Annotated in this window: 22 protein-coding genes; 13 read left to right on the top strand and 9 right to left on the bottom strand. The window is 64.6% G+C overall.

All coding sequences use genetic code 11. From position 1 onward, the window contains the following. The first annotated feature begins 92 nt into the window (after positions 1–92). The 9 genes from AB7245_RS38065 (at position 93) to AB7245_RS38025 (ending at position 6,799) form a co-directional block, all read left to right on the top strand. On the top strand, positions 93–245 hold the full coding sequence (locus AB7245_RS38065; RefSeq protein WP_008136857.1) for an aa3-type cytochrome c oxidase subunit IV: 153 nt from the start codon (positions 93–95) through the stop codon (positions 243–245). Positions 246–383: 138 nt separating this feature from the next. Then, the gene (locus tag AB7245_RS38060; RefSeq protein WP_085400814.1) at positions 384–1,511 is read left to right on the top strand and encodes a Re/Si-specific NAD(P)(+) transhydrogenase subunit alpha; all 1,128 of its coding nucleotides are present in this window, start codon (positions 384–386) and stop codon (positions 1,509–1,511) included. Between the two features lie 11 nt (positions 1,512–1,522). Continuing rightward, positions 1,523–1,840, top strand: coding sequence for a proton-translocating transhydrogenase family protein (locus tag AB7245_RS38055; RefSeq protein WP_014492434.1), 318 nt, complete (start codon positions 1,523–1,525; stop codon positions 1,838–1,840). Positions 1,841–1,879: 39 nt separating this feature from the next. Beyond that, positions 1,880–3,277, top strand: coding sequence for an NAD(P)(+) transhydrogenase (Re/Si-specific) subunit beta (locus AB7245_RS38050; protein WP_085400812.1), 1,398 nt, complete (start codon positions 1,880–1,882; stop codon positions 3,275–3,277). 20 nt (positions 3,278–3,297) lie between these two features. Beyond that, positions 3,298–3,468: a hypothetical protein gene (locus AB7245_RS38045; protein ID WP_201266166.1), complete on the top strand. Its 171-nt coding sequence runs from the start codon at positions 3,298–3,300 to the stop codon at positions 3,466–3,468. Between the two features lie 21 nt (positions 3,469–3,489). Then, positions 3,490–4,290 carry an alpha/beta hydrolase gene (locus tag AB7245_RS38040; protein WP_085400810.1) on the top strand — a complete coding sequence of 267 codons (801 nt, stop codon included), beginning with the start codon at positions 3,490–3,492 and terminating at the stop codon, positions 4,288–4,290. A 60-nt stretch (positions 4,291–4,350) separates the two neighbouring features. Beyond that, complete coding sequence (locus AB7245_RS38035; RefSeq protein ID WP_063981119.1) at positions 4,351–5,448, top strand: calcium:proton antiporter; 1,098 nt, start codon at positions 4,351–4,353, stop codon at positions 5,446–5,448. A 13-nt stretch (positions 5,449–5,461) separates the two neighbouring features. Further along, on the top strand, positions 5,462–5,746 hold the full coding sequence (locus AB7245_RS38030; protein WP_014492439.1) for a cupin domain-containing protein: 285 nt from the start codon (positions 5,462–5,464) through the stop codon (positions 5,744–5,746). A 93-nt stretch (positions 5,747–5,839) separates the two neighbouring features. Further along, positions 5,840–6,799 (top strand): hypothetical protein, encoded by a 960-nt coding sequence (locus AB7245_RS38025; protein ID WP_085400808.1) that lies wholly within the window; start codon positions 5,840–5,842, stop codon positions 6,797–6,799. Between the two features lie 86 nt (positions 6,800–6,885). Here AB7245_RS38025 and AB7245_RS38020 read toward each other — a convergent pair whose 3' ends face one another. Both AB7245_RS38020 and rpsU read right to left on the bottom strand, forming a co-directional pair. Beyond that, positions 6,886–7,539, bottom strand: coding sequence for a tetratricopeptide repeat protein (locus tag AB7245_RS38020; protein WP_085400807.1), 654 nt, complete (start codon positions 7,537–7,539; stop codon positions 6,886–6,888). A 144-nt stretch (positions 7,540–7,683) separates the two neighbouring features. Next, complete coding sequence (gene rpsU, locus AB7245_RS38015; protein WP_071909764.1) at positions 7,684–7,986, bottom strand: 30S ribosomal protein S21; 303 nt, start codon at positions 7,984–7,986, stop codon at positions 7,684–7,686. 264 nt (positions 7,987–8,250) lie between these two features. On the opposite strand from rpsU, the gene aqpZ reads away from it, so the two are divergent. Further along, complete coding sequence (gene aqpZ, locus AB7245_RS38010) at positions 8,251–8,973, top strand: aquaporin Z (RefSeq protein WP_071909765.1); 723 nt, start codon at positions 8,251–8,253, stop codon at positions 8,971–8,973. 36 nt (positions 8,974–9,009) lie between these two features. On the opposite strand, the gene AB7245_RS38005 is transcribed toward aqpZ, so the two are convergent. The 3 genes from AB7245_RS38005 to AB7245_RS37995 all read right to left on the bottom strand — a co-directional run bounded on the left by AB7245_RS38005 (position 9,010) and on the right by AB7245_RS37995 (position 10,897). Then, complete coding sequence (locus tag AB7245_RS38005; RefSeq protein ID WP_085400805.1) at positions 9,010–10,116, bottom strand: 5-(carboxyamino)imidazole ribonucleotide synthase; 1,107 nt, start codon at positions 10,114–10,116, stop codon at positions 9,010–9,012. Beyond that, positions 10,113–10,601 carry a 5-(carboxyamino)imidazole ribonucleotide mutase gene (purE, locus tag AB7245_RS38000; protein ID WP_071909766.1) on the bottom strand — a complete coding sequence of 163 codons (489 nt, stop codon included), beginning with the start codon at positions 10,599–10,601 and terminating at the stop codon, positions 10,113–10,115. Before purE ends, AB7245_RS38005 begins: the two co-directional genes overlap by 4 nt. Positions 10,602–10,693: 92 nt before the next feature. Continuing rightward, positions 10,694–10,897, bottom strand: coding sequence for a hypothetical protein (locus AB7245_RS37995; RefSeq protein ID WP_259261251.1), 204 nt, complete (start codon positions 10,895–10,897; stop codon positions 10,694–10,696). Here AB7245_RS37995 and AB7245_RS37990 point away from each other — a divergent pair. Next, the gene (locus AB7245_RS37990) at positions 10,830–11,456 is read left to right on the top strand and encodes a GGDEF domain-containing protein (protein ID WP_354134106.1); all 627 of its coding nucleotides are present in this window, start codon (positions 10,830–10,832) and stop codon (positions 11,454–11,456) included. The genes AB7245_RS37995 and AB7245_RS37990 overlap by 68 nt on opposite strands. A 62-nt stretch (positions 11,457–11,518) precedes the next feature. Here the strand turns inward: AB7245_RS37990 and AB7245_RS37985 are convergent, their stop codons facing one another. The 3 genes from AB7245_RS37985 to AB7245_RS37975 all read right to left on the bottom strand — a co-directional run bounded on the left by AB7245_RS37985 (position 11,519) and on the right by AB7245_RS37975 (position 12,344). Beyond that, positions 11,519–11,770 carry a hypothetical protein gene (locus tag AB7245_RS37985; protein WP_063981128.1) on the bottom strand — a complete coding sequence of 84 codons (252 nt, stop codon included), beginning with the start codon at positions 11,768–11,770 and terminating at the stop codon, positions 11,519–11,521. A gap of 21 nt (positions 11,771–11,791) precedes the next feature. Then, on the bottom strand, positions 11,792–12,010 hold the full coding sequence (locus AB7245_RS37980) for a hypothetical protein (protein ID WP_014492449.1): 219 nt from the start codon (positions 12,008–12,010) through the stop codon (positions 11,792–11,794). A 127-nt stretch (positions 12,011–12,137) separates the two neighbouring features. Next, complete coding sequence (locus AB7245_RS37975; RefSeq protein WP_063986093.1) at positions 12,138–12,344, bottom strand: YdcH family protein; 207 nt, start codon at positions 12,342–12,344, stop codon at positions 12,138–12,140. Positions 12,345–12,673: 329 nt separating this feature from the next. Between AB7245_RS37975 and AB7245_RS37970 the strand changes: the two genes are divergently transcribed. Continuing rightward, positions 12,674–12,856, top strand: a complete 183-nt coding sequence (locus AB7245_RS37970; RefSeq protein WP_008131172.1) for a YdcH family protein — start codon at positions 12,674–12,676, stop codon at positions 12,854–12,856. 141 nt (positions 12,857–12,997) lie between these two features. On the opposite strand, the gene AB7245_RS37965 is transcribed toward AB7245_RS37970, so the two are convergent. Further along, on the bottom strand, positions 12,998–14,101 hold the full coding sequence (locus AB7245_RS37965; RefSeq protein ID WP_085400801.1) for an NAD(P)/FAD-dependent oxidoreductase: 1,104 nt from the start codon (positions 14,099–14,101) through the stop codon (positions 12,998–13,000). A 202-nt stretch (positions 14,102–14,303) separates the two neighbouring features. Here AB7245_RS37965 and AB7245_RS37960 point away from each other — a divergent pair, with 202 nt between their 5' ends. Beyond that, positions 14,304–16,982 (top strand): sensor domain-containing protein, encoded by a 2,679-nt coding sequence (locus tag AB7245_RS37960; RefSeq protein WP_063981130.1) that lies wholly within the window; start codon positions 14,304–14,306, stop codon positions 16,980–16,982. Positions 16,983–17,021: the final 39 nt, after the last annotated feature.

Below are 17,021 nucleotides of genomic sequence, written 5' to 3'. Positions count from 1 at the left end.
TTTGCCCGAAAACCGGCCATCGGTGCCGTTGCCCTGCCCGAAGGTTTGCGGTATCCCAGCCCAAGAATTCGACTTTCGACTGGGGACAATACATGGCTGACCATAGCGAAGTGGCGTACACCACCGCCGACGGCAACGACTACGTTGCCCACGAGCAGACCTATGAGGGCTTCATCAAGCTGGTGAAGTACGGCACGGCCTCGGTCGCGCTCATCGTGATCCTGATGGCGATCTTCCTGACCTGACCTATCGGCAGCTGCACACGTCAGCAGCAGCTGCCGCCTACAAAACTTGCATCCAAGCCGGTCTCAAAACCGGTATCGAACGCTGCGGGAGTAACGCTTAAGTTTGCGCGCGCGCTGTCCCGCGTCGCCGGAGGGCCTATGAAGATCGCCGTTGCCAAGGAAATCGATCCGTCGGAGCCGCGTGTTGCCGCTTCGCCTGATACGGTGAAGAAGTTCAAGGCGTTGGGCGCCGAGATCGCCGTCGAGCCGGGCGCCGGCCTCAAATCGGGCCTGCCGGATTCCGAATTCACCGCCGTGGGCGCCACCGTCAGCGCCGATGCGCTGAAGGACGCCGACATCATCATCAAGGTGAAGCGTCCCGAAGCCTCCGAGCTCGCACAGTACAAGCGCGGTGCGCTCGTCATCGCCATCATGGACCCCTACGGCAACGAGGCCGCGCTGAAGACGATCGCCGATTCCGGCGTCTCCGCCTTCGCGATGGAACTGATGCCGCGCATCACCCGTGCGCAGGTGATGGACGTGCTGTCGTCGCAGGCGAACCTTGCCGGCTACCGCGCCGTGATCGAGGGGGCCGAGGCCTTCGGCCGCGCCTTCCCGATGATGATGACCGCCGCCGGCACCGTGCCCGCCGCAAAGGTGTTCGTGATGGGCGTCGGCGTTGCCGGCCTCCAGGCGATCGCGACCGCGCGCCGTCTCGGCGCCATCGTCACCGCGACCGACGTGCGGCCCGCGACGAAAGAGCAGGTGGAATCGCTCGGTGCGAAGTTCCTCGCCGTCGAGGACGAGGAGTTCAAGAACGCGCAGACCGCCGGCGGCTACGCCAAGGAAATGTCCAAGGAGTACCAGGCCAAGCAGGCCGCGCTCACCGCCGAGCACATCAAGAAGCAGGACATCGTCATCACCACTGCGCTCATTCCGGGCCGGCCGGCGCCGAAGCTCATCAGTGCTGAAATGGTCAAGTCGATGAAGCCGGGGTCGGTGCTGGTCGATCTCGCCGTCGAGCGCGGCGGCAATGTCGAGGGCGCAAGGCCGGGCGAGGTCGCCGACGTCGATGGCATCAAGATCGTCGGCTACACCAACGTCGCCGGCCGCGTCGCGGCCTCGGCCTCCAGCCTCTACGCGCGCAATTTGTTCAATTTCATCGAGACCATGGTCGACAAGACAGAGAAGAAGCTCGCCGTGAACTGGGACGACGAGCTCGTCAAGGCCACCGCCCTGACCAAGGACGGCGCGGTGATCCACCCGAACTTCCAGCCGAAGGTTTAAGGAGAGCCGCCATGGAGCATGCAGCACAGGTCGTCGACCCCTTCATCTTTCGGCTGTCGATCTTCGTCCTCGCCGTCTTCGTCGGTTATTTCGTGGTGTGGTCGGTGACGCCGGCGCTGCACACGCCGCTGATGAGCGTGACCAACGCGATCTCCTCGGTGATCGTGGTCGGCGCGCTGCTCGCCGGCGGCGTCGCCAATGTCTCGAGCGGCTCGGGCTGGGCACGCGCCTTCGGCTTCGTCGCGCTGATCTTCGCCTGCATCAACATCTTCGGCGGCTTCCTTGTCACCCAGCGCATGCTGGCGATGTACAAGAAGAAGTCGAAGTAAGCGGCCACCTCGGGCTGATGGGATCAATGGGGACCTGAGATGAGCGCCAACCTCTCTGCATTTTTGTATCTCGTGGCGGGAGTGCTGTTCATCCTGTCGCTACGCGGGCTGTCGAGCCCGGCTTCGTCGCGCCAGGGCAATCTGTTCGGCATGATCGGCATGGCGATCGCGGTCGCCACCACGCTCGCCAACCATCCGCCGGCAGACGGCCTCGCCTGGGTGCTCGTCATCGTCGGCATCGCCATCGGTGCCGCGATCGGTGCGGTGATTGCCCGCCGCGTGCCGATGACCTCGATGCCGGAACTGGTCGCCGCCTTCCACTCGCTGGTCGGCATGGCCGCGGTGCTGGTCGCCGCCGGTGCGTTCTACGCGCCGGAAGCCTTCGACATCGGCACCCCCGGCAACATCCATCCGCAGAGCCTGGTCGAGATGTCGCTCGGCGTCGCCATCGGCGCGCTGACCTTCACCGGCTCGGTGATCGCGTTCCTGAAGCTGTCCGCGCGCATGAGCGGCGCGCCGATCATCCTGCCGTTCCGCCACGCCATCAATATCGTGCTCGCAGTTCTGCTCGTCGTCTTCATCGTCGGGCTGGTGATGTCGGGCAGCGCGCTGGACTTCTGGCTGATCGTCATCATCGCGCTGGCGCTCGGCGTGCTCATGATCATCCCGATCGGCGGCGCCGACATGCCGGTCGTGATCTCGATGCTGAACTCCTATTCCGGCTGGGCCGCGGCCGGCATCGGCTTCACGCTGGGCAATTCCGCGCTGATCATCACCGGCGCGCTGGTCGGCTCGTCGGGTGCGATCCTGTCCTACATCATGTGCCACGCGATGAACCGGTCCTTCATCTCGGTCATCCTCGGCGGCTTCGGCGGCGAGACCGCCGCGGCCGGCGCTGGCGGCGGCGAGCAGAAGCCCGCCAAGCTCGGTTCGGCCGACGACGCCGCCTTCATCATGAAGAACGCGCAGAAGGTCATCATCGTGCCCGGCTACGGCATGGCAGTGGCGCAGGCCCAGCACGCGCTGCGCGAAATGGGCGACATCCTGAAGAAGGAAGGCGTCGAGGTGAAGTACGCCATTCATCCGGTCGCGGGCCGCATGCCCGGCCACATGAACGTGCTGCTCGCCGAGGCCAACGTCCCCTACGACGAGGTGTTCGAGCTTGAGGACATCAATTCCGAATTCGCGCAGGCCGACATCGCCTTCGTGATCGGCGCCAACGACGTCACCAACCCGGCGGCCGAAGAGGACAAGACCTCGCCGATCTACGGCATGCCCGTCCTCCAGGTCTGGAAGGCCGGCACCGTGATGTTCATCAAGCGCTCGCTCGCCTCGGGCTATGCCGGTATCGACAATCCGCTGTTCTATCGCGACAACACCATGATGCTGCTCGGCGACGCCAAGAAGGTCACCGAGAACATCGTCAAGGCGATGTAGCGCGGGAAGGCGAGCGGACCGTGGCCCTGAACAAGGAGTGGCACCGGTCCCATCGCATGCCACCGAAGGCGACACGCGAGCAGCGTGTCGCATGGCACGTCGCCCATGCGGCGGCGTGCGGCTGCCGCGAGATTCCCTTGGGCATCCGGCCGAACGTCCTCAAGCTGCTCAAGAGCCGCCGCAAGTCCTGAACTCCGGAATGGCGGGCCGCGATGACATTCCTGAAATGGACCGCCACCATCCTTGCGGCCGGCTACCTCGCCGGTCTCGTCCTGCTGTTTGCCAAACAGCGCGCCATGCTGTTTCCGATACCGACGGCCGAGCGCACGGCGCCCGCTGCCGCGGGACTTCCAGACGCCGAAGAGCATGTCCTGACGACGTCTGACGGCGAGAAGGTCATCGTCTGGCACGTGCCGCCAAAGCCTGGCCGTGCCGTGGTGTTGTTCTTCCACGGCAACGGCGATTCTCTCGCCGGCCTTGCCGGCCGCTTCAAGGCGATCACGGCTGACGGCACCGGTCTTGTCGCGCTGTCCTATCGCGGTTACGCGGGCTCCAGCGGCGCACCGGGCGAAGATGGCCTGCTGCGCGATGGCGCGGCTGCGTACGCGTTCGCGACGGCGCGTTATGACGCCCGGCGCCTCGTCGCCTGGGGCTTCTCGCTCGGGACCGGCGTTGCAGTCGCCATCGCCTCCGAACATCCGGTTGGGAAGCTGATCCTCGAGGCGCCCTATACGTCGATCGCCGACGTCGCCGCCGCGCATTTCTGGTTCGCTCCGGTTCGCCTCCTGATCCGCGACCCCTTCCACTCGGATGAGCGCATCGCACGCGTCACGGCGCCGCTCCTGATCATGCATGGCGCGCAGGACCAGACCATCCCGATCGCATTCGGCGAGAAATTGTTTGCGCTGGCCCGCGAGCCGAAGCAGTTCGTCCGCATTCCCGGCGGCGGGCACGACGATCTCGGCAGCTTTGGCGCCATCGAGATCGCGCGAAACTTCATCAATGGGTCCTGAGGGCTGACGGACGCGATCTTCTCGCGCATAATCGGTCTCCCATTTGAAGGAATCGCCAGCATGAGCGCACACGGACCGATGCCGCGGTCGTCCTGGATCTTCCCCGCTCTTGCGGTGCTGCTGTTCCTGATCGTGACCGCGACCGGCTACAGCTTTACGCTAACGGCGGGCGGAGCCCTGTTCGCGATCGTGCTGCTGGTGATCCTGTTCGGCACCGTGTTCGCGGCCGTTCATCATTCCGAGGTGATCGCGGAGCGCATCGGCGAGCCCTACGGCACGCTGCTGCTCACGCTGGCGGTGACCATCATCGAGGTCGCGCTGATCACCACGATCATGCTGGGCGACAAGCCGGCTCCGGAGCTCGCCCGCGATACCGTGTTCGCCGTCGTGATGATCGTCTGCAACGGCCTCGTCGGCCTCTGCGTCTTCATCGGCGGCATGCGCTATCGCGAGCAGGGCTTTCAGGTTTCGGGCGCCAACGTCTATCTCAGCGTGCTGATTGCGATGGCAACCATCACCCTGATCATGCCCAACTACACGCTGACGACGCCGGGCCCGATCTATTCGACGCTCCAGCTCGGCTTCGTCGATCTCGCAACGATCGTGCTCTACGGCGTGTTCCTCTACACCCAGACCGTCCTGCACAAGGACTACTTCGTCCACGAGAGGGCGGACGGCGAGGGCGGGGAGGCGCATTTGTCGGGCAGAATGCTGGTGCTCAGCATCGTGCTGCTGCTGATCTCGCTGCTGGCGGTCGTCCTCCTCGCCAAGAAGTTCTCGCTGGTGGTGGACGCGGTCGCCGTTCAGATCGGCGCCCCGCCGGCGTTCGCGGGCCTCCTCGTCGCCCTCCTGATCCTGATGCCGGAGGGTGTCTCGGCGATTGCGGCGGCGCGCAAGAACGACCTCCAGAAGAGCATCAACCTGGCGCTCGGGTCCTCGCTCGCAACCATCGGCCTGACCATTCCGGCGGTCGGGATCGCCACCTACCTGCTCGACCAGCCGCTCGTGCTGGGCCTGAACCCGGCGAACACCGCACTCCTGTTCCTGACATTCTTGTTGAGCATGCTGACCTTCGGCACCGGCAGGACCAATGTCCTGTTCGGGCTGGTCCATATGGTGGTATTTGCCGTCTACGTGTTCATGGTTTTCGTGCCGTAGAAGGAAATTCCCGATGCTTGCCGCCAAATCCGAGGTTCAGGTCGACAACGAGCAGGTCCGGGTGACCGAGTGGCGGCTCGCCCCGGGCAGCGCGACCGGGCATCACACCCACGGCATGGACTATGTCATTGTTCCCGTCGTCGCCGGCGAGATGACCATCGTGGCGCCCGGCGGCGAGCGTTCCAAGGCGCAGCTCGCGGCCGGAAAATCTTACTTTCGCAAGGCCGGCGTCCAACACGACGTACTTAACGAAACCTCAACCGAGATCGTGTTCCTTGAGATCGAGCTGAAGCCGTAAGGCGGGCGAACCCTTTGCCATCGATCCGTCGCAGTTGATCCCTTACAATGCCCCAAAGTTCCCGCATCTGATCGCGCGGGGAGTGGCCGAGAAATGCTGAAATACCTCGCTAAAATCTCGATGGATATTCTCCCCTCGGTGCTCGCGACGATCATCGGGGCGTACATCGTTAACCACTACATCAACGCCAAGCCGGCGGCCGATGCCCCCGCGGCCGTGGTGGCGCCTGCCGATGCCGGCAAGAGCGGCAAGCCCTCCGATGTGGCCAACCTCCCGGCGCCCGGCGTCAAGGCCAAAGGCGTCTCCGAGAAGAGCGTGACCGACAAGGCGGCGGCCGAGAAGCCGGCCGACAAATCCGGCGAACACCCGGCCGAGACCAAGGCCGCGGACGTTGCTCCCGCCGAGGCCGGCCCGCGCGGCCGCAACCCGGCGCGTGAGAAGGCGGCCGCCAAGTCCGCTCCGGCTGTCACGGCTCCCGCCACCACCCCGGTGGTCGAGGCCAATTCGGCACCGGCGTCCCCGGCTGCGACGCCCGACGCCAACGATCTCGCGCGCGCCGCGATCGAGCGCCTGCGCAAGTCGCCTGAGGGCAAGGCCGCCGAGGCCAGATCTTCCGAAACCAAGTCTTCCGAGAGCAAGCCTTCCGAAGCCCGGCCGGCTGAAACCAAGTCGGTCGAGAGATCGCTGGAGCCTGCGGTTCGGGAAGCCTCCCGCACCCCGGAAGCCCCGCGCGTCATTCCTGCTGAGCCGTCCGCGCTCCGTCCGCTGCCGCCGCCGATCACGGTGTCGACGCCTTCGTCCGAAGCCTATGGCAATGGCGGCGCGTCGCCGGTCAATCCGCCCTACACCGCCTCGATCGGCAACGACGATCCGAACCGGATGACGCCGCCGGCCGACATTCCGGTGCCGGTGATCGCGCCGCCACTCGACCTGCGTGCCGATGCCGGCGCGACCATGCCGCGGCCGAAGAAGACCAATGTCGCCGACGAGATGCTGTCGGGCATGAAGTCGATGTTCCACTCCGTCCTGCCGAAGAGCGCCACCCCCGATTAAGGCGGTGGCTGGGAGCGTCTTCGAGCGACGTGGACATCGCTTCGCGTGAAGAAAACGCGTCAAAACGAGCAGCTCTAGCCGCGCTGTCAGCCGCCGACGCGGGCGAGACCGCTGCGGGCGGTATCGTCGCGTGGACGTAGCGCGACCGCCTTGTTGTAGGATGTGGCCGCCTTGGCCTTGTCACCCAGCCGCTCATAGGCCTGTCCGCGCGTGGTCCACACCTGCGCGTTGTGCGGATCGACCTCGGAGGCCTCATCGAGATCGGCCGCCGCTTCCTTGACCTTGCCGATGGCGAGATAGCTGATGGCGCGGCCGAGCAACGGCTCGACCTTTTGCGGATTGAGCCCGTTGGCGGCGCTGAAATCGGCGATGGCGAAATTATGCTCGTTGTTGCCCTGATAGATCAGGGCGCGACCATAAAGTGCCTGTGCGTTGTAGGGATCGAGTGCGACGGCCCGGTTGAACTCGTCCAGCGCGCCAGCCGTCTCCCCCGCCTTTGCCAGGGTCTGGCCTTTTGCGGTGTGAGCCTGGGCCTCGCTGACATTGCCGGCGCTGACCGCGCTGTCGGCGGCCGTCGCAGCCGCCTTGGGCGCCTCCTGCGGCTTCTCCTTCTCGGGCATCATGGAGCCGAGGTCGAAGGAGCAGCCGCACAGCACGATCCCCATCAAGCCGAGCGCGAACGGCTGTCGCCAGATCTGGCGTAGCCGCGCCAAGCGGCGTTCGGGGAAAGGGGAGGCCATCTACGGTTCGCTCGCGCTGGTGCCGCATCGGTAGTGCCCCCGTCCCAGAGAAGGCACCGCTCACAAAACAATAACGCGGGCCAAGGGCCCGCGTCATCGAAAACTGAAGTCTTGGAAAACTGAAGTCTTGCAAGTCAGGCGGAATCAGCGCGGTCCGCGCGGACCTGCACCTGCACCCGGGCCGCTGCGGCCGCCACGATCACCGCCGGGACCGGCGCCGAACACCGGCTTCGGCTTCATCGGCAGCAGGCCTTCGCGCTGCAGCTTCTTGCGAGCCAGCTTGCGCGCGCGGCGCACGGCCTCGGCCTTTTCACGGGCCTTCTTCTCGGAGGGCTTCTCGTAATGACCGCGGAGCTTCATCTCGCGGAAAATTCCCTCGCGCTGCATCTTCTTCTTCAGCGCCTTGAGGGCTTGATCGACATTGTTATCGCGAACGAGAACCTGCACGCGGCATCCTCTTCAGTGGATCGGATTTGAATTCTGGTAAGTCAAAGGGGATGGCGAAACGCACAAGCCCTTAACCTTGAGGGCGCGGATGTATCAGACAAAACCCGCGATGTCCACCTGCCAAGCAGGTTTTCGGGCCAAGTTCAGCCATTAAATAAGGCGAAAATACCTCCGTGCGGCCCCGATTTGGGTGATTCGGCGCCAAGGGTGGGGCAGTTCCCGGAGCTTTGCTCCGGAAATTCCTGGAATTAGGGGAGACGTCACATGGATATGAAGAAATACGCTGCCGAGGCGATCGGCACATTCTGGCTCACATTCGCAGGCTGCGGCAGCGCGGTGATCGCCGCCGGCTTTCCGCAGGTCGGAATCGGCCTGGTCGGCGTGTCCCTTGCGTTCGGCTTAAGCGTCGTCACCATGGCCTATGCGATCGGGCACATCTCGGGCTGCCACCTCAACCCGGCCGTCACCGTCGGGCTTGCCGCCGGAGGACGCTTCCCGGCGGGACAGATCCTGCCTTACGTGATCGCACAGGTCTGCGGCGCGATCGTTGCCGCCCAGCTGCTTTACATAATCGCCAGCGGTGCTCCCGGATTCGACGTCAGCAAGGGTTTTGCGTCGAACGGCTACGACGCGCATTCGCCCGGCCAGTACAGCCTGATCGCCTGCTTCGTCACCGAGGTGGTGATGACCATGATGTTCCTGTTCGTCATCATGGGCGCCACCCATGGCCGCGCGCCCGCAGGCTTCGCCCCGCTCGCGATCGGGCTCGCGCTGGTGATGATCCATCTCGTCAGCATCCCCGTCACCAATACGTCGGTGAACCCGGCGCGCAGCACGGGGCCCGCACTGTTCGTCGGCGGCTGGGCACTGGCGCAGCTCTGGCTGTTCTGGGTCGCGCCGCTGATCGGCGGCGCGCTGGGCGGGGTGCTCTATCGCTGGCTCAGCGAGGAGCCCTCTGGCGTCGTCGCGGGCGTGAAGACGGCCTGATCGAAAGGCGGGATTGCGGCATGCGCCGCGGTCCCGCTACTTGCCCTTCGTCGGCCTGACTTCGGTGACGTGGCCCATCTTGCGGCCGGGGCGCGGTGCGCCCTTGCCGTAGATGTGCACGGTCGCGCCCGGCACGCTCAGCCACTTCTCGTAATCGTTGATCTCGTCGCCGATCAGATTGGTCATGGTGACGATTTCGCCGTGGCGCACGGCCTTGCCGAGCGGCCAGCCGGCAATGGCGCGGATGTGCTGCTCGAACTGCGAGACCGAGGCGCCGTCGAGCGTCCAGTGTCCGGAATTGTGCACGCGCGGGGCGATCTCGTTGACCAGCACCTTCGGCCCGGTGCCGTTGGCGAGCACGAACATCTCCACCGCGAGCACGCCGACATAATCGAGCGCGCCGGCGATCTTGCCGGCGATGCTGCGCGCTTCTTCCGCGAGCGCATCCGGAATCTGTGCGGGGGCGCGGGATATCTTCAGAATGTGGTCGCGGTGCTCGTTCTCGGTGACGTCGAAGCACTCGACCTGGCCCGTCGCCGAGCGCGCGGCGATCACGGAGATCTCGCGCTCGTACGGGATGAAGGCTTCGAGGATCGCCGATTTGGTGGCGAGGCTGGTCCACACCTTGGCGATGTCGTCGCCCTCGCGGATGATGGCCTGGCCCTTGCCGTCGTAGCCGAAGCGGCGGGTTTTCAGCACCGCAGGGAGGCCGATCCTGACGATCGCCTCGCGCAGCGAGGAGACCGAGGTGACGTCGGCATAGGCTGCGGTGCCGATGCCGAGCTTCGTCACGAAATCCTTCTCGGCGAGCCGGTCCTGGGTGGTCTCGAGGATCTTGCGGTTGGGCAGCACCGGGCGGCGCGCGTCCAGCACCATCGCGGCGGCAGACGGCACGTTCTCGAATTCGTAGGTGATGACGTCGACGTCGTTGGCGAACAGCTCGAGCGCTTCGACGTCGGCATATTCGGCGCAGGTCGCGTTCAGCACGACGTCGAAGGCGGGCGAGTCCGGATCGGGCGAGAATACCTGGCAGCGCAGGCCGAGTCGCGCCGCAGCCATGGCCAGCATCCGCCCCAATTGTCCGCCGCCGAGGATTCCGATGGTGTCGCCGGGCTTCAGCTTCACCTGCTTTGCGTCAGTCACGCCTTGTCCTCCGGGCGCTCCGCAACCGCCTCGGTCTGTGCCTTGCGCCAGGCGGCGAGGCGGTCGGACAGGGCCGGGTCGGACAATGCGAGCACTGAAGCTGCAAGCAGCGCCGCGTTGATCGCGCCGGCCTTGCCGATGGCGAGGGTGCCGACCGGGATGCCCGCGGGCATCTGCACGATCGAATAGAGCGAATCGATGCCCTTGAGCGTCCTGGATTCGACGGGAACGCCGAACACGGGCAGTTCCGTCAGCGCCGCCGCCATGCCGGGCAGATGCGCAGCGCCACCCGCGCCGGCGATGATGACCTTGTAGCCTGCCGCCTTGGCACCCTTGGCGAATGCAAACAGCCGGTCGGGGGTGCGGTGTGCCGAAACGATGCGGGTATCGGCGGCAACGCCGAGCGCTGCGAGCGTGTCGGCGGCATGCCGCATCGTCTCCCAGTCCGACTGGCTTCCCATGATGATGGCGATCGGCGCGGTCATGACGTCAATTGTGCTCGGAAAACAGAAAGATAGGCCAGATTAACGGTTCCGGCCGGTGGCTCGCAAGGCGGTGGCAAGGAGAAGGGAATGCACTATCCTGTCTTGGTGAATCCCCGCAAGCCTTCATTGAGCAGGATGCCCATGAAGAAACCAAAAAGGGCAAGCGCTGCGAAGGCCAAAAAGGGCCGGAAAGCCAGCGCCAGCCGCTCCAAAGCCGCCCCCAGGCGGCTGGCGAAGCGCTCGGCCAAGCCGGCGCGGCGCGGAGCGTCGGCCGCCGACGACACCAGGGCGACCATCCGCGGCTTGCGGAGCAAGCTCAAGGAGGCGGAGCGGCGGGTTGTGGAACTGGAAGCTGCGGCCGACACCGATTTCCTGCTCGAGATTCCGAACCGGCGCGGCTTCGAGCGCGAGCTCGCGCGCGCCATCGCCTACATGAAGCGCTACCGCGCCAGCGGCGCGCTGATCGTCCTCGACGTCGATCGCCTGAAGCCGATCAACGATTCCTTCGGCCATGCCGCCGGAGACGAGGTGCTCAAGGCGATTGCGGCCACCCTGACGCGGCAGGTCCGCGCCTCGGACGTGGTCGGCCGGCTTGGCGGCGACGAGTTCGCGCTGCTGCTCTGGAATCTCAGCGAGACCGACGCCAAGGCGAAGGCCGCGACCTTCGAGCAGGCGATCGACGAATTGTCGTTTGCCTTTCGCGGTCAGCGCGTGACCGCGGGCGCCTCCGCAGGTGTCGCGCTGCTGGGGGCGCAGTCCGATGCAGGCCGCGCGCTGGAGGAGGCTGATGCCGCCATGTATGTGCGCAAGGCGCACCGGCGGCACGAGCCGCTGATCAGGCTGGTCAGCAACTAGGGCACGATCTTCGCGACAAATGCGGACCGCGTTGCGCGGAGATCATGCTCAAGCAACAACCCTTACAGCGTGGCCAGATCTTCCGGCACGTTGCCGAATTTGCGCAGCAGCGTGGCGTCGCCGAATTCGCCGGTCATGGGATCGCCGCTGCGGCTGAACGCAACCGCGCCGATATGGCCGGCACCGTGCGCCAGGATCTCGGCGCGCCGCAACGCGGCCGCCGAGCTCTGGCATTCCTCCGCGGCGCCCGCGACAGGCGATCCGTCGGCATCGATCAGGAAGGGCATTGCAACGTAGTAGGTCACATCCGACATGGCGTTGCTCCGATGTTGAACTCAGGCGGCGCTGCTGTTGCTCCGCACCTTGCTGCGTGCGGTCTCGGGAATGCAGCCGGCTGAAATCGCCGCCTGTAATTCTTCCAGCTCTGCTTCCAGATATTCGTTGGCCATGATCAGCGCCTTGATGGTGCTGCGCAGATTGCCGTCGCACATCGCGATCGCCTGGTCGCAGGCCTGTTCATAATGGCTGTTGTCGAGAAGGGCGGTTGCCGACATCTGCGTTGTCCTCGGGGGTTTCCTGGGCGTTTCCTGGGGCGGTGGGATGCCCAAATGTTCCTATTTTGTTCTTTTCGAGTCAAGCGGATTCGGATGCGGCGAGCTGCCACGAAAAGGGCCTCGCGGATCAGGCGATGATGTCCGGCGTGATCTGGTCTTCGATGAACGCGATACGGTCGCGCAACAACAGCTTGCGCTTCTTCAACCGTTGTAACCGCAACAGGTCGGGGGCAGGCGATTGATGCATCGCATCGATCGCGGCGTCGAGATCTCGGTGTTCTTGCTGCAACCGGGTGAGCTCGGCTTCGAGCTCACGCTCGTCTTCATTGGTCATGTTCGCGGTGGCCGAAAACCCGATGGGCGTGAGATTCAAGGCTGTGGATGCCCTGTGGAAATTATCGTCCTTGCGCGCCGTGATCGCAAGCGATCTCGGGCCGCCGCTCACCGAACTCTCGCAAGATATTTCGACGATTCGTTGCGGCGTTGCGCAAGCACATTGATATCATGGATTTTTCCAGCGTGGTTCCTTACTCACGATTCGTTACATATGAATTTTCAAAAATGACGCTGCGACGACGGATACATATCGACAGAACGAATCGGTGATGTACACTTGTTTGTCCGGATCGAATCCAAGGTTTCCCCCTACCGAGGAGGTTTCGAATGACAATTCAGGCACATCTGGTTGAATTGGAACGGAAGCACAAAACGCTCGAAAACGAATTGCACGAAGCTCTCGTGCACCTTTCAACAGACGACCTGCAAATTGTTGAGTTGAAGCGACGGAAGTTGATGGTCAAGGACCAGATCGAGCGTTTGAAGCACACCGGCGACACGCTCCACTAGTAACCCCTGTAACAGTGTAGAGTTGAACTTACCCTTTCATGCAGGGGTGAGAGCTATTGTGCTCATCCCTGCATGAAGGTGCGCAGCGTGCAAAGTTATTTGCGCGGCGCTTGGAGCCTTTCCGCTCCGATGGAAAATCCCCTAGATGCCTGCGAGCTCAGCGACGTGATCCGCGATCGCGAGCGATGACGTCAGTCCCGGCGATTCGATGCCGAACAGGTTGATCAGGCCTTCGACGCCGTGATCGCGCGGGCCCTGCATCAGAAAATCCTGCGTGGCCACCGCCGGCGGCACGATCTTCGGGCGAATGCCTGAATAGCTCGGCATCAGCGCGCCGTCGGGCAGCGTCGGCCAGTATCTCCGGATCGCCGGATAGAAGCGCTCGGCGCGTGATGGATCGACCTCGTAATTGATCGTCTCGATCCACTCGACGTCGGGGCCGAAGCGTGCCTGCCCGGCCATGTCCAGCGTCAGGTGCACGCCGAGCCCGCCAGGCTCGGGCACCGGATAGATCAGGTGCGAGAACGGTGCCCTGGCGTTGCAGCTGAAATAGTTTCCCTTGGCGAGATAGGCCGGTGGAATCCGGTCGATCGGCATGCCGTCGATGTGGCGTGCGACCGTTGTCGCCGAGAGCCCGGCGGCGTTGACGAGCAGGCCGCATTGCAGCGTCATCGGCGCTTCGCCGCCGGCCTCGATCTCGATCACATCGCCGGCTGCCTTGGCGCGGACCAGCGGGGTGTGAAATGCAAAGGCCGCGCCGGCTGCCTCGGCCTCGCCGCGCAGCGAGAGCATGTAGGCGTGGCTGTCGATGATGCCGGTCGATGGCGAGAGCAGCGCGGCGTCGCAGGCGAGCGCCGGCTCCAGCGCGCGCGCGGCCTCGCCAGTGAGCAGCTGCATGTCGAGCACGCCATTGGCCTCGGCATGCGCCTTGATCGATTGCAGCTTCTCGGTCTCCTTGGCGCTGGTCGCGACGATCAGCTTGCCGCAATTCTTGTGCGGGATGCCGCGCTCGCCGCAGTAGCGATACAGCGCATGCTTGCCGCTGACGCACATGCGCGCCATCCAGCTCCCGGCGCGGTAATAGATCCCGGCATGGATCACCTCGCTGTTGCGCGAGGAGGTGATGGTGCCGATGGCCTCGGCTTCCTCGAGCACGATCACCTCGCGCCCGGTCTGGGCAAGCTTTCGAGCCACCGCGAGCCCGACCACGCCGGCTCCGATGACGACGCAGTCGACCCTATCCATGGTTGTGCAGTGTATCCATTGAAAGTATCGGTGGCATCAGGCCTGAGAACCACGGCACCGGGCCGTTTTCCATTAAGGAAGCATTTATCATGTCAGGGCAATTGCCGTATTTGGCGTCACATTTTTCTGTTGCGCGTACAGGCGTTTACCCGATCCAAACCCGTGAAGCCAGACAATCCGACGTTGAAAGCGCGGGTGGCTGATGGCTGAGAAGAACTGGCACGTGGGCAGCACGCTTCCGATTGCTGTGCAGGCCGTCGTGTGCCTGGGCAGCGCGGTCGCGCCTGCGCGCGCCTTTGCGCTCTCGGACAGCTTCGCGCCACCAGGCAAGCTCGATCCCAATTTGGTCTGGGAAGCGCTGATCGGCGGCATCGTCGTCTGTGCGTTCCTGGCCGCCATCGCGCTGTGGATCCATTCCTCGCTGCGCCGCACCAAGCGCTTGCAGCTGCGGCGCAACGCCTTCGTCTCCTCCGCCATGAACAATCTCAACCAGGGCGTGGTGATGACGGATGCGCAACGACGCATCATGTTCTGCAACGACCGCTATCTCGAGATCTACGGCCTGGCGCGCTCGGATCTGTGGACCGGGATGACCGGCTACGACATCCTCGAACTCAGGCGCAAGCGCGACGTCCTCGGCGGTGTCTCCGACGATGAGTTCTACGAGAAGGCGGCGAGCCCCAACGGCCTGATCACCGAACTGCCTGATGGCCGCGCCATCCTGGTGAAATATTTCGTGTTGCCGAACGGCGGCTCGGTCGCGACGCATCTGGACGTCAGCGATCAGCGCAAGCTGTCACGGCAGCTCGCCTCCACCAAGCAATTCCTGGAAACCGTGCTGGACCACGTGCCGGCCTGCGTCGCCGCGAAGAATATCGAGGACGGTCGCTACATCTTCGCCAACAGCGCCTATGAACGGTTCTGGGGGTTCTCGCGCGACCACGCCGTCGGCAAGAATGCGCGGGAGCTGTTCGCGCCCATCTCGACGGCCAGCATCGAGGCGGCCGACAAGGCGGCACTGAATTCGCCGGACGGCCAGTTCCGCAATGAATTCGAGGTCGACCGCGCCGGTGAACGGCGCATGGTTGCCTCGATCCGGATCGTGGTCCGCGACGAGAGCAACAAGCCCGAATTCCTGATGCTCGTGTTCGAGGATATCACCGACCGCCGCTCGCTGTCGCAGGAGCTGGAGAGCACGAAGAAGTTCCTGGAGCTTGTGGTCGACAACATTCCGGTGGCGCTGATCGTGGAGCAGGTCAAGGACGGCCGCTACCTGCTCGCCAATCGCAGCGCGGAGACGATCCTCAACCGCCGGCGCGAAGAGGCCACGGGCCTGACCGCCTCCGACATCTTCAATCCCAAGGAAGCCAAGCTGATCATCGCGCGCGACGAGGCCGCGATCAAGAAGCGCGGGATGATTACCGAGGAGCACCCGATCTCCACCAAGGACGGCCTGCGGCTGTTCCTGACCCGGCGGGCGACCGTGCTCAGCGATGCCGGCGAGCCGCAATATCTGATCAAGACCCACGAAGACGTCACCGACCGCCGGCAGACCGAGTCGCGCATGGCGCACATGGCCTATCACGACGGCCTGACCGATCTGCCGAACCGCGCCGCCTTCCTCCAGGCGCTGACCCAGATGATCGAGGCCTGCGAAGGCACCAGCGAGGAGTTCGCCGTGCTCTGCCTCGACCTCGACGGCCTCAAGGAGGTCAACGACGTCTTCGGTCATGCGCTCGGCGACAAGCTCTTGATCGAGGTGGCCCAGCGGCTTCAGGATTCCGCGCGCGGCGGCGTGGTGGCGCGCCTGTCCGGCGACGAGTTCGGCCTCATCATCGACGGCAAGCAGCCGGAGGCGGGCCTTGCGCTGGCGCAGCAGCTCGGCGAGGCCGTTGCCCAGGAATTTCAGATCGACGGCCGGGCGGTCCGCGCCGGCGTCACCACCGGCATGTCGATCTTCCCGCATAATGGTGCCGACGGCGCATCGCTGCTGGCCAATGCCGGCGCGGCGCTGTTCCGCGCCAAGCAGAAGTCGCGCGGCACGATCGGCCTTTACCAGCCGGAGATGGACCAGCAGATCCGCGACCGCCGCGTGCTGCACCAGGACCTGTCGAAAGCGATCAAGAACGGCGAATTGTCGCTCGCGTTCCAGCCGCAGGGCATCGCGCGCCACAGCGTCGCCGAGAGCGAGATTATCGGCTTCGAAGCGCTGGCGCGCTGGCAGCATCCGGTGCGCGGCCAAGTCTCGCCGGCCGAGTTCATCCCGATCGCGGAGGAGAGCGGCCTGATCGTCGAGATGGGCGAGTGGATCCTGCGCGAGGCCTGCCGCGAGGCGGCGTCCTGGCCGAAGCCGCTCCAGGTCGCGGTCAATTTGTCGCCGGCGCAGTTCATGCACGGCGACGTGGTCGGGCTGGTCCATTCAATCCTGATCGAGACGGGCCTCGCACCCGGCCGGCTCGAGCTGGAAATCACCGAGGGCGTGCTCATCGAGGACTTTGATCGGGGTCTTGCATTGCTGCGCCGGCTGAAGGCGCTCGGCGTGCGCATCTCCATGGATGATTTCGGCAGCGGTTACTCTTCGCTGAGCTATCTCCAGGCGTTCCCGTTCGACAAGATCAAGATCGACCGCGCCTTCATCATGAATCTCGGCCGCAACCCGCAATCGGCGGCTATCGTCCGCGCCGTGATCGATCTCGGCCACGGCCTCGAAATGTCGATCATCGCCGAGGGCGTCGAGACCCTCGATCAGCTCGTCTTTCTTGCCAAGGAGGGCTGCGACGGCGTGCAGGGCTACCTGCTCGGCAAGCCGCTGCCGATCGGCAAATATGCCGGCCTCGTCGGCCGCGCCGAGACCATGGAGCTTGCGCTCAAGACCGGCTAGAGCGTTATCGAGCCAAGCGGATACCGGTTCGCGCAAAGA

The organism is Bradyrhizobium sp. 604_D8_N2_3, from assembly GCF_051810765.1.
In the GTDB taxonomy this organism is placed as follows: domain Bacteria; phylum Pseudomonadota; class Alphaproteobacteria; order Rhizobiales; family Xanthobacteraceae; genus Bradyrhizobium; species Bradyrhizobium barranii.
The sequence above is the reverse complement of the archived record's forward strand: the minus strand, read 5'-3'. Positions and strand labels throughout refer to the sequence as shown.